This window comes from Sporosarcina sp. FA15 (assembly GCF_051550195.1).
Lineage (GTDB): Bacteria > Bacillota > Bacilli > Bacillales_A > Planococcaceae > Sporosarcina > Sporosarcina psychrophila.
Map to the genome: position 1 here is coordinate 2,274,501 of NZ_CP188818.1, position 12,929 is coordinate 2,287,429.

The 12,929-nt window shown below is 41.9% G+C and carries 9 protein-coding genes; 7 read left to right on the forward strand and 2 right to left on the reverse strand.

The window, feature by feature from the left end; genetic code table 11:
• Nucleotides 1-4: 4 nt before the first annotated feature.
• The 7 genes from ACP8HG_RS10995 to ACP8HG_RS11025 all read left to right on the forward strand — a co-directional run bounded on the left by ACP8HG_RS10995 (nt 5) and on the right by ACP8HG_RS11025 (nt 8,357).
• Nucleotides 5-1,462: a hypothetical protein gene (locus ACP8HG_RS10995; protein WP_342538808.1), complete on the forward strand. Its 1,458-nt coding sequence runs from the start codon at nt 5-7 to the stop codon at nt 1,460-1,462.
• A 904-nt stretch (nt 1,463-2,366) separates the two neighbouring features.
• A complete protein-coding gene (locus tag ACP8HG_RS11000) occupies nt 2,367-2,909 on the forward strand; it encodes a helix-turn-helix domain-containing protein (protein ID WP_067211624.1) in 543 nt (180 codons plus the stop codon).
• A 17-nt stretch (nt 2,910-2,926) separates the two neighbouring features.
• Complete coding sequence (locus ACP8HG_RS11005) at nt 2,927-4,033, forward strand: ABC transporter ATP-binding protein (RefSeq protein ID WP_342538809.1); 1,107 nt, start codon at nt 2,927-2,929, stop codon at nt 4,031-4,033.
• Nucleotides 4,023-4,847, forward strand: coding sequence for an ABC transporter permease (locus ACP8HG_RS11010; protein WP_067211627.1), 825 nt, complete (start codon nt 4,023-4,025; stop codon nt 4,845-4,847). The genes ACP8HG_RS11005 and ACP8HG_RS11010 overlap by 11 nt, the downstream gene beginning before the upstream one ends.
• Nucleotides 4,831-5,631, forward strand: coding sequence for an ABC transporter permease (locus ACP8HG_RS11015; RefSeq protein WP_067211630.1), 801 nt, complete (start codon nt 4,831-4,833; stop codon nt 5,629-5,631). The genes ACP8HG_RS11010 and ACP8HG_RS11015 overlap by 17 nt, the downstream gene beginning before the upstream one ends.
• Nucleotides 5,628-6,701: an ABC transporter substrate-binding protein gene (locus ACP8HG_RS11020; protein ID WP_342538810.1), complete on the forward strand. Its 1,074-nt coding sequence runs from the start codon at nt 5,628-5,630 to the stop codon at nt 6,699-6,701. The genes ACP8HG_RS11015 and ACP8HG_RS11020 overlap by 4 nt, the downstream gene beginning before the upstream one ends.
• A gap of 462 nt (nt 6,702-7,163) precedes the next feature.
• On the forward strand, nt 7,164-8,357 hold the full coding sequence (locus ACP8HG_RS11025; RefSeq protein ID WP_187045474.1) for an MFS transporter: 1,194 nt from the start codon (nt 7,164-7,166) through the stop codon (nt 8,355-8,357).
• Between the two features lie 228 nt (nt 8,358-8,585).
• Here the strand turns inward: ACP8HG_RS11025 and ACP8HG_RS11030 are convergent, their stop codons facing one another.
• Nucleotides 8,586-11,183: a VWA domain-containing protein gene (locus ACP8HG_RS11030; protein ID WP_342538811.1), complete on the reverse strand. Its 2,598-nt coding sequence runs from the start codon at nt 11,181-11,183 to the stop codon at nt 8,586-8,588.
• Nucleotides 11,167-12,927 carry a vWA domain-containing protein gene (locus tag ACP8HG_RS11035; protein WP_342538812.1) on the reverse strand — a complete coding sequence of 587 codons (1,761 nt, stop codon included), beginning with the start codon at nt 12,925-12,927 and terminating at the stop codon, nt 11,167-11,169. Before ACP8HG_RS11035 ends, ACP8HG_RS11030 begins: the two co-directional genes overlap by 17 nt.
• Nucleotides 12,928-12,929 lie beyond the last annotated feature (2 nt).

Genomic DNA, 12,929 nt, shown 5'->3' on the forward strand with positions numbered 1-12,929 from the left:
GAAAATGCAGTTAACAATTCCAATTAATAAACTGGATATTCATCATTCGCATATGTCATTTACTCTTCCTATAAGATATGACAGTATGGGAAAGGATGACCTTGCGCTAACACTTAAGGCAAATGACTACGCTTTTTTTCAGATAGACAAGTCTTTAAGTGAAGGTAGCGTTAACGAAGATGAAATCTCTGTTACTGGCAAAGAACTTAAACAGTATTTTCTACCCTATATCGAAGACAAACTCTTTCCCACTTCGTTAGACGAAAATGGATTTCACAGATTTACAAAGTCTATCATGAAACGCTTTGAATACAAACTTAGAACTATAAATATGTCTTTCGTTATCCAAAGCGTCGATATAATACTCGGCCCTTTCGACATTGCTTTTTTAACTGTCAAAGTTCAATTAGATAACCAGGACCATGAACTAGCAGACGTTCTTGATTTCATGCATCATTTCAGAGCAGTCGAACCTCAGTTAGTAGAGGAACAAGGGATGGTAATTATCTGCCCCGAAAATGGAAATCACTTATCTATTCGACATCTACTTTTTGAATATCTATGTCCTTTTTTGGAAAAATTCATATTGCATGATGATAAGTCGAACGGCTATTCCGGCTCTCTGCCTTACTTTGAAGATGAGAGGATGTATACAACCGCTTTCCTTTTCTGCCAGCAAGATTCTCTCATCACAGATGATCAATTGTATCGAATGGGTGCTTTGGACGGTAGATTACCTAATGGCCAGCTATTCATATCCGCTAATAATCCAAACTATATTCAGCGTTCTCTGAATCAGTCACTTCATGATAGATGGGCCCCAAACACGTATACAGTTACAACTGAGCATGCATTTGTAACTGTTACAAACTGCCTTCCTAAGGATATGAGCAGGGAACTTTCACAATACATGGGTACTCATTATTATAACTTTCTTCTCCATTACTTTTATAAGATAATGTTACTTCGAATGTCTTTCGAATATAGTCAAATCGAATGGGAAAAAGATGAGGAGTATGTAAAATCACTGATTAAGTTCATCACGCTATTTTCAGCCGGCTATTATTCTCAGGAAGTAAGTACACGTTCGGAAGGAAAAGAGCTCTCGCTTATGTTCCGACAAGCATTCAATATTGATTGTCTTTACAAAGAAGTGAATACAACTTTGCACGAACTGTACAAAAGCCAAGAAAATCAAGCTTCCGACAAGATGAACATGCTTCTTTTCATTCTCACTATTTTCACCGTCATTTCAGGAATTTATGGTATGAATCTCGTAATTGAAGACTGGGAATCCCCTTTTGGCTGGAGGCAATTTTCCAGCTACACGTTTTTTGAATGGATCTCACTTGTCACTGCACTGAGTGGCATTGGTCTTTCTGCTTATTTAGTTGTTACTACATTTGGCAAAATGATGATGAGTAAACTGCGCCGAAAGAAATCAAATTCCCGTATGAAATAATGACCGGACCCTCTTTTCTTAACAGGAGGCTAATCCGGTTTTATTTATTATCAATCCAAGTTTGTTGATTAACCATTTTCTCACATGAATCATCTTTCAGAAAAGCATAAAAATTCACATTTACACGTGTACATTTCCGACTCGCTTTGGACGAAATGATCACAATACCTTTACCGCGGGTTAGATGTGGCCGCCGCGCAACCACAATGTTCAAGTGAAAAATGCAACTACTTTGGAAGATTAAAGAATAACTACCTTTCTATAAAGGTTGCAAGTGCCCGAAGATAAAATTTCGGGCACTCCATCGCTTTTAATAAAGTCTCTTTGCTTATTTTAGCAAAGATCATACAAGTAACAGTGTGACGCTATATAGAAAGTGACACTGCCTTACATTCGAAAAGGAAATGCTATAAAGAAGGAGTAAGCAGCCAAAATTGCATCTTTGGCTGCCCTTTGATGGATAAGTAACTGGTTATTTACTCGTTCCCAAAAACTTTAGCGCTTTATGTGAAGCCACTGAAAAAGTTCTTTTTTGATAGTAAGAACTAGTTGATTGTAGTGAAGAGCGGCAACTCCAGCGGGAACAGCGCGAGCTGAAGACCCCGCAGGAACGCAGTGACGAGGAGGCTGAAGCCGTGCCCGCGGAAAGAGTCCGCTCGGAACGGAAATCAACGGGATTGAAGGAAATCGTACTTTTTCAGTGCCCTCCATTGTGTTTATTTAAGTTTGTTTGATTAACCAACACATGTATTATCAATCATGTCATTTATAGAAGCGAGATACTTCTGCTGAGTTATATTAAAGTAACCCTTGATTTTCGCTTGATATTTTGTATAATTAGAAGGGTTTTCAGTAAACTTCAAGTATAGTATTACTAAACTCCATTACGATTAGGGGGATGTCCATGGAGATTGGAAGCAGGATTAAAAGCCTACGCTTAAAAAAGGGGCTCACTCAGGAAGAACTTGGAGAACGGACTGATTTAACGAAAGGGCATATTTCACAGTTGGAACGAAATTTGAATTCCCCTTCGATTGAAACGCTTTTTGCATTATTAGAAGTGTTAGGAACGACACCTAAAGACTTTTTTGACGAACCCAAGAAAAATGTACAAGTTGTCTACTCGACTGATAATCAGACGATCTACAGCGATGATGAAATGAAATATAGTATTCGGTGGTTAGTGCCCAGATCAAATGAGAATGATATGGAACCTGTCCACATCACATTTCACGCACAGGGCGAATTTAAAAAATTCGAGCCATCTCTTGCAGAAACATTTATATATGTTTTGAAAGGAAAAGTCGCCGTGATCATTGGGAATACACAACACATCGCTTCAAAAGGAGATGCAGTCTACTATGATGCATCCGAGCATCACTGTTTATCAAATGCATCTAACGGAACGAGCGAAATACTGCTCGTCGCGACAGAATCTTACTTATAAAGAAAAGGAGTGTCAGCATGACGACTCAGCCAATTATTCGATTCGAAAATGTTACAAAAAAATATAACCACGATACAACTGTATTGAACAGTGTTTCCTTTGAAATGGAACGTGGAAAGTTTTACACATTACTTGGTCCATCAGGTTGCGGCAAAACGACAATTCTTCGTCTCATCGCAGGTTTTATCGAACCCACGGATGGGACAATTTTCTTCAATGGGAAAAAGATCAACAACGTACCTGCCAATGAACGACAAGTAAACACGGTTTTTCAAGATTATGCGTTGTTTCCGCATTTGAATGTTTTTGAAAATGTTGCATTTGGGCTACGTATTAAGAAAGTGAAACAAGTCGAAGTCAAACGTCGCGTTATTGAAGCACTGAAATTCGTCAACTTGGAAGGCTATGAAAATCGGGAAATCGCAGAAATGTCCGGTGGGCAACGTCAACGTGTCGCCATCGCACGTGCAATCATCAACGACCCAGAAGTTATATTACTCGACGAACCGCTATCAGCACTCGATTTGAAACTGCGTTCTGAAATGCAATACGAACTCCGGGAATTACAGCAACGATTAGGTAAAACTTTCGTATTCGTTACACATGACCAAGAAGAAGCACTCGCGATGTCCGATGAAATTTTTGTCTTGGATGCAGGAGAAATTCAACAATCAGGAACTCCACTCGATATTTATGATGAACCTATCAACCGGTTTGTCGCTGATTTCATTGGCGAATCTAATATCGTTCCAGGCATGATGATTGAAGATTTTGTAGTTCAATTTACTGGTAAGACATTTGAATGTGTAGACAAAGGGTTAAATCCAAATGAGAAAGTTGATATCGTCATTCGTCCGGAAGATTTGGAACTCACAACTGTCGATAAAGGGAAATTGAACGTGACAGTAGATACACAATTATTCCGCGGCGTTCACTATGAGCTTTCTACTTATGATGCTGATGGCAATGAATGGCTTGTGCATTCAACTAAAAAAGCGGAAGTCGGTGTAACGGTCGGACTTGATTTTGATCCGGAAGACATTCATGTCATGCGCTTAAACGAATCTGAAGAGGAATTCGATGCAAGACTTGAGGCATACGGGGTAGCGGATAATGAACAATAAACCACTACGCCCGTTGTACACGATTCCGTATACAGCTTGGATTCTACTTTTTGTCATAGCGCCGATTGCACTTATCATTTACTATTCATTTTTTGACTTAGCAGGTCATTTCACTTTTGACAACTATATAAACTTTTTCTCTTCTGTCTATTTGAAACTGACTATCAGTTCATTCTGGTATGCGTTTCTCATTACATTGTTCACGTTACTGTTTGCCTATCCAACTGCTTATTTCCTGACGAAAACGAAGCATAAGCAACTTTGGCTTTTGCTCATTATTATTCCATCTTGGATTAATCTTCTTCTAAAAACATATGCTTTCATTGGCCTTTTCGGACTTTATGGTCCAATAAATGCATTGTTAGAAACGGTTGGTATTGGCAGTCAGCAAATTCTATTCACTGATTTTAGTTTCGTTTTCGTATCCGTTTATATTTTCATCCCGTTCATGATCTTACCGATTTTCAATTCACTTGATAAACTAAATCCGGCGCTTATCGACGCGTCACGTGATCTAGGTGCTAATTCATGGACGACATTCAGGCGTGTCATATGGCCTTTAACATTAAACGGTGTTAAATCGGGAATTCAAGTTGTTTTCATCCCTGCCCTATCGCTGTTCATGATTACTCGACTGATTGCAGGTAACAAAGTCATTACACTTGGAACCGCAATTGAACAACAGTTTCTTGTCACGCAAAACTGGGGAATGGGTTCAACCATCGCCGTATTCCTAATTTTATTTATGTTTATCATCATGTTGATTACGAGCAGTAGCGATAGGGGGACGACAATCAATGGAAAAGTTAAGTAAGCTTCCTAAAATCTATTTGGTAGTCGTATTCATTATTTTATATGCTCCGATCTTCTACTTGATTTTTTACTCGTTCAATTCAGGCGGCAACATGTCTAATTTTGAGTCGTTTACGCTTGAACACTACTCTGCAGTTTTTGAAGATACTCGGCTGATTGTCATTTTAATCAATACAATTGTCGTCGCGTTATTGTCTGCACTCGTTTCTACTGCAATCGGTGTGCTCGGTGCATTGTCTATTGTTTTCATGCGCAATAAAGCGATGCGCAATGCCGTGTTGTCACTCAATAACATCTTGATTGTCAGCCCGGACGTTATCATCGGTGCATCTTTCCTTATTTTATTCACAATGATTGGCGTCAAGCTTGGATTCGCTTCCGTACTTATTTCGCATATCGCATTCAGTATCCCGATCGTTGTCATTATGGTACTGCCTAAGCTACAGGAAATGAGTCCAACGCTAATCGATGCCGCACTCGATCTTGGGGCTTCAAAACGCGATGTCTTGACACGCGTTATTATTCCATTTATTAAACCGGGAATACTTGCAGGATTCTTCCTCGCATTGACGTATTCTCTCGATGATTTTGCCGTAACATTCTTCGTCACTGGAAACGGATTCTCCACGCTGTCTGTTGAAATCTATTCAATGGCACGCGCTGGTATTACGTTGACAATCAATGCATTATCGGGACTTATTTTCTTAGTGACGGTTGTACTTGTTTTAGGCTATTACGCTGTTAGCCGCAAAACCAAAACACCGCTTTCGGGGGTGAAAAAATGAAAGATATTTTACGTGGTGCGGTAGTGATTATTATTATTTCCGCTATTTTACTACTCATCAATAGCAAGTTAAATGAAAGCGGAGGAAGTGCCAGCAAGGATTCCATTACTGTGTATAACTGGGGCGAATACATCGACCCCGATTTACTTAAACAGTTCGAGAAAGAAACAGGCATTAAGGTTACGTACGAAACGTTTGATTCAAATGAAGGAATGATGGGGAAAATTGAACAGGGTGGAACATCCTACGACATTACAATGCCTTCTGAATATATGATTGAAATGATGAAGGAAAAAGATTTACTGTTGCCACTCGACTACAGTAAGATTCCAAACATCAAAAATATCGATTCCTATTTTCTCGATTTACCTTTCGATCCTGACAATAACTATTCGCTACCCTACTTTTGGGGGACGGTCGGCATTGCATACAATTCTTCACTTTTAGAGGGACAGACATTTGAAGAATGGGATGATTTATGGAACCCCACTCTTACACAGCAAGTTATTCTTGTCGATAGCGCGCGTGAAACAATCGGAATGGGGCTAAACTCATTAGGTTATTCATTGAACTCTACCGATATGGACGAATTGCGTGAAGCGACAGATAAGTTAAAAACACTTAGCCCTAATATCAAAGCCGTCATCGGGGATGAAGTGACACAACTGATGATTAATGGAGAAGCTGCTATCTCACTTACTTGGTCCGGCCAAGCCGCCGATATGATGTATGAGAACGAGGATATCGATTATATCGTCCCTGAAGAAGGCTCCAATCTTTGGTTCGATAATATGGTTATTCCCCGAACTTCACGAAATATCGATGGTGCACATGCGTTTATCAACTTCATGCTCGATGCCGAAGTTGCCGCACAAAATGCCGATTACGTCGGCTATTCCACACCAAATTTGGCAGCTCTCGACCTGATGGATGCTGAAGTGACAGAAGATGAACGTTTCTATCCCGATGAAGAAACACGTGATCATCTTGAAGTATATAGAAATCTCGGTCTTGAAATGCTGGGCCATTATAATGAATTGTTCCTGGAATTCAAAATGGATATGAAGTAACGAAATGTCGATGCGGCCGTTTAGATGCGACAGGCATAAGACAGAATGGCGGAGCGGCGTTCTTTTCCGCATAGCCAGGCTGGCTTATGACCCGAGCATCTGGCCGCCTGAGACTAGACAATGTAACGAAATGAGGAAGGCAGTCTAAGTTCGCGACGCCCTGTCGCAACTAGGAGGGATGTAGTTCACAATCCCTCCTAGTTGCATGACCTACACCCTGCAGGCCCAGCGGCGTTCTTTTCCGCATAACTAGGCTAGCTTATGGCGGAAGGCATCCCCTAGCGCCGTAGCTAATTCAATGGGTTTCTTTATTTCAACCTATATAGATATGATAAAGACGCCCTTCATACACACGAAGGGCGTCTTTACTTTCTGTACAGAAGTCTCATTAAAAGCTATTCCCATGCGATTTATGGTATTATACTTTAGTGACACGAAACAGTTTGGAAAGTTGGGATAATTATGGCAGTCAAATCTAATAATTTTGCCTTATACGTTTTAATGTTCAATATGTTCATCGCCATGGCAGGCATCGGTCTTATAATCCCAATTATGCCTGAATACCTGGGCACGTTTGGCGTTGCTGGTCAAGCTCTTGGTTTTCTAGTTGCCATGTTCTCATTTTCACAATTTATCTTTTCTCCGATTGCCGGCGATCTATCTGATAAGCACGGACGGAAAAAGCTGATTATTATAGGATTGATTATTTTTGGTCTATCGCAACTTGCATTCGGAACCTCAACCCAATTATGGATGCTGTATGCCTCACGATTCTTTTCTGGCCTTGGCTCTGCATTCCTCATACCGCCTATGATGGCATTTGTTGCTGATATCACAACATACGAACAGCGAGGCAGAGGAATGGGCCTTCTCGGTGCTTCCATGTCGCTAGGATTCATGATTGGACCTGCAATCGGCGGATTCCTTGCAAAAGTTAGCTTACAATTCCCTTTTTACATCGCGACAGCAGCAGCCTTAACGGCAGCGGTTATTTCCATTTTTGCTTTACCAAATCCGGCGCCTCGTAGTGCAGACAATCCTGGAATTGAAAAAAAGAGGGAAAATCTTGTCATGCAGATGAAGCGCTCAACTACAACCCCTTACTTCGTCATGCTAATTGTCATGTTTGTCTTTTCATTCGGTTTGGCTAATTTCCAATCTACAATTTCACTTTATGTAGACCATAAATACGGCTATACACCTGCCCAAATCGCCGTCATCATTACAGTTGGAGGATTTGTCGGAGTCATCGCTCAGACATTTGTCATCAACAAACTGTTCAATCGATTTGGGGAAATGCGCGTCATTCAAGTCAATCTTATCATCGCGGCTTTTGCAATGATTGGCATTGTATTCGTCAATTCTTTCTTTATGATTCTTTTCGTAGCAACGATTTTCTTCACTGCTACATCTCTCCTTCGACCTGCCGTTAACACACTTATTTCGAAGCTGGCGGGCGAAGAACAAGGTTTTGCAGCTGGTATGATGACTGCATACATGTCTCTAGGTAACATGGTTGGACCTGCACTTGCGGGTATCCTGTTTGATATCAATATTATTTACCCATATATTATCGGTACAGTCATCCTACTGGTCTGTTTTGTCATTGCATCCTATTGGGCAAAACGAAACGGAGATTTACTTACAGGTCTATAAACATATGAAAGAAGCCCCATCACACTTGAAAGATTCCAGTGTGATGGGGCTTCTTCATGTAACAATAACCGGCCTTTACGTTATAACCGCCATGCAGCTTGTTATGCTCGCCATGGATGCAGTTATGACCGCCATGAGACTTGTTATGACCGGCATGACTTAGATTATGACCGCCACCGGTAAAAATCTTTGCAGATAACAGCCTCTACAGGTTTGGAATCTTTCAAATCATCGTTTCTTCTTCGCCTTCAATAATTCAGCAATACTCTCCCCTGCTGTCGATGTCTCCTTGACAACTGGTTCGCGTACTAGAGGTTTCTTCGTAAGCCCTTTGAACATACCGAAACGACGCAACGTAATATCGATAAAGAACAAAATCATCGCTACTAAGATTAGCCATTCTGCAATCCGTATCTTTTCACCACTTTTAAAGGGGTGATCACGGAATGCCTCTGTCGGTTCTTCTAACACTTTTCCGCCTGTCCGTTCGGCAATTTTAGTCATCAGTGCTGCGTTCGGTACTGCCGGTTTATATTCATCGCTATACGGTACTGAAAGGCCAGCTTCGAACAATCCACCTTTATCATCCGATACACCGAAAAATACAAGACCCGGTTTGGCATCTACAGTTACCCGTACTTTACCGGGAGCAAGTGGCTCTGAGGTGAATGGTACTTCTTGTCCTGCTTCATCCACGACGGCTATGTCGAGGAATGCCGCCTTACGAGAACTATCTGTTACCGTATAGGTGCCACCTCGTTCATGGGTGATGATGTAAGGGACTTCTTCATATGACGGCAGCAATCGTGCCACTGCAGTATTCCAAAACTCTGGGTAACCGTCCCATCTTGCTAAATCACCCGTCCACTTCCCTGTTGAGTCAGATGTGAATGCAACAGTCCTTCCGAGTCCATACATCCATTCAGCAATGACTGGGTCTTCTTTATGGCTAATCCCTGCAATCGTCGCTGTAGTTTTCGCTGTCGTTGCAATATAGGCATTCATTTGCGGAACCCCTTCTCTAAACAAAGACGACCATTCAGGAACACCGCCTAGCGTCATATAAAATGGATTATCCTCGATATATGTTCGCGTCATCATCGACGTTTCTCGGGCCAGTATTGCCGGTACTGTCGACTCATCGACGACATCGTAAAACCGTCCGCCACCATTCTCCGCAAGATCTTCTAAAAGCGACCAGTCGGCATCTGAACCGATAGCAACCGTCGACATCGTAATGTTATTTTTTCTACCTTCCGCAATCACTTCTTCGTAATCCGAAGGCATCGGTGATTGGCCATCTGTCATCAAAATAATATGTTTTCTTTGTAGCTTCAAATCCGCAAGATCATCATAGGCTTTTTGCATGCCCGGAAAAATATCCGTCCCCCCGCCTGCCGGAACGGAAAGGATTTGTTCGACTGCGTCCTTCTTATCTTCTAGCTTACCGATTGGAATGACTTCCCATACTTGATCATCAAATGCAGTAAAACCAAACGTGTCATCATCACGGAGAAGCTCTACCGATCGGGCAGCTGCTTCTCTTGCCAAGATGATTTTCGAACCGGACATACTTCCCGATCTGTCCATAACAATCATTAGCCCGAGCGAAGGAAGCGATTCTTTTCCTTTCACTTCCATCTCAACTGGAAGAAGCCGTTCAATCGGAGACTTGAAGTATCCGCCAAGCCCGAAACTTTCGTCCCCTCCGACCATCATGAAACCTGTACCAAAGTTTTTCACAGCCTGTTCAATGACCGTCATCTTATCCTCACCAACGACGTGCCCTGGCACATTATCAAAAATGATAGCACCGTAGCCTAAATAACCCGACAGCGTTTCTGGTAATTGTTCCGCATCAACAACATCTACGCTCATCACGTTTTTATCCAGCAGTGCTGGGATTGCTGATGGATTACGGCTCGTCTGAACAACGAGCACACTCGGGGAACGTTCCATCATTGTGACGGACAGCATTCGGTTGTTTTCTAAAAAGCTGTCATCCGATACAAGGAGTTTAGCTTCGTATTTCAGCAACCCGCCTCCAGTTGCCGATGTCCGAAATGAAAAAGTGTTCTTACCTGGCTCAAGTTTCACCGGCTCTTTGATGATTTCCTTATCATTTTGATAAATGAGCAGTTCACCAGTAGTTCGAGTAGATGATTCCACTTCAACTTGTAGCAACTGCTTCTCGCCTTCGTAAGCAGTCAGAGGCGTATCAAAAATCGAGATCGAAGCGTCCGCACTTCCTGGTCGTTCAAGTAAAACAGTGTCAATGATCATACGGCCTTCACTATATTTAGGCAATAATTCTTCAACCTTGCCCACTGTTTCCAAACCATCAGACAGTAATACGATCCGTGTCGCACTATCATTTTTAGCCACTGCTGCAGCAAGGTCAATCGCTTTCGCAATATCGGTTGCATCTCTTGATTCCATCTGCCCAATTATCGGAAGCTCTACGTCTGCATCTGTCAACTGTGAATCTGTTCGGAACGTCTCTGCGAATGAATACATACCCACTGACTGATTCACTTGACGGCCTTTCAGACTTTCTGCAATCCATTTATCCGCTGAATTTCCGGCACTTTCAATTGAAACAGAGCGGTCTACAACAAACAATATTTGTTCTTTATCAGCTCGCAGCGTTATAAAAGGAGTTGCCAGTGCAAAGATGAGAGCAGCAATCGCAGTACATCTTAGAACAAATAGAATGGTTCCTTTTCCAATAAGCCGCATGCCCGATGATTTCCATGTATACCCCATATAAAGCGCAATTGGAATGAACAATAAAAGCCATACAGGCTGATCAATTCGGATATCCACGTCTTCTTTGCACCTCCCATTCAATAAGTAGAAGAAGCAAAAGTGGCACGAGGAATAGCCAGCCAATCCTATTTTTCCCTTCTTCATTCCCTTTCACATTTTCAGAATGCCCGATTTGGTACGATGAACCCTGTACAAGCTCTTTTTCAGATTTCTCAAGCTGAACAGCAAACATCTTTTCTACTCCTCCGTCCAATGCTTTATAAATACCTGGACGTGTTGGCGCGATGAAACTCGAACCATCCGTAATTGTTGTGACATATTCATCATCTATCGTGTAGATTTCCAGTCCATTCTCTGTTCTACCCGAAAGAACCGCTTTGCGCTCATTCGGTACAAATAACCCTAAAGAATCCGTTTCAGAACGCAACAATTCAACTGTACTCCAAACAAATAGTGGGAAGGACGGATGAAGTGGCCAATCAGTCAGCTCAATATCTGCAAGTATGACAATGTCGCCGCGCTTCGATTTTTGGATGAACGGCTTATCGCCCACAGTCGCGATTGTCGTATACGATTTAAACGACGGATACAAGGCACTTACGTAGACGTCACTAATATTTGCAACCGTAAACAATGGATCTGAGGTGTTTTGTACAGCGCCTGCAACTGGTTCAGTGGATTTATCGTTCCTTCCGACAATTATCACCGGCTTCGTTCCTTTTTTCAGGAATGAAACATCATTTGTCACGATAATGGACTCTTCCTGCGCAGCAAGCATTTCAGTCGTGGAACCGGTCGTAACGGTTAATCCGACAGCTTCAAATGCTCTCTTGACCAACTCATGCAAGTGCCCGTCGACAACAGCCTCCCCCGTCTCATTACCTAACAATATGTAGGCCGTATTATCGACTTCATAATCGTCCTCTACAACGATTTCGGCACGTAATAATTTACTTTCGGGTAATTCCTTGAACGATAAAAGTACTTCTTCCTCGCCTTCAATAGAAAAAGTTTCAGCTATCAATAAGTTACCGGTTAGTAAATCTTTAATATGTACGGCTCCGATTTGAGTATCATCTGAATCATTGGTAATTCTTATAATAGCTTCCGTTCCTTCAGGTGTCTTGACCGCTCCGAATTTATCGATGGAGACATTGATTTTAGGATTTTCATCCCCATGAATCGTCCACGCGATGGCACTTTCTCCTTCAGAAAAAGTTGCTTGATCTAGCGAATCCGTATAAATATGAATAGCAGCACCTGTTGTAGTGATTGACTTTGCAAACTCAATGGCCCGTTCCATATATTCGTGTTCGTATGTAACGGTTAATTTATCGATAGCGGTCATGATTGCTTCGCCGTCTGTTTCCTCCCGTATGACGACAATGGGCTCTTTCCCAGTCGTCATAATTGTGATTGGTTCTCCCGGACGACTCGCGACTAGTTCCTTCATTGCTTCCTGATTTCGCGCAAATAGTGAAGTTCCTTCATTGCTAGCTAGCATAGTCGCAGACGTGTCCACAATAAGAATAGTATGACCACCGACCGCCTCTTCTTTAGTAAGATAAGGCCCTAGTAAAATAAATACTATTAGCAGAAGTGCCGCCATTTGCAGATAAAACAAGGCATTCCGCTGCAAGTTTTTCAAGTAAGGAGACACCCTTGTTTCCCGCATCGATTGTTCCCAGAACAATGTCGATGATATCGTTGTCGTTTCGTAGCGTTTTCGGAAAAAGTAATAGAGAAGGACGGCCAAAGGAAAAACCACCGTCCAACCATTCACTAACTTATCAAATCCCACTT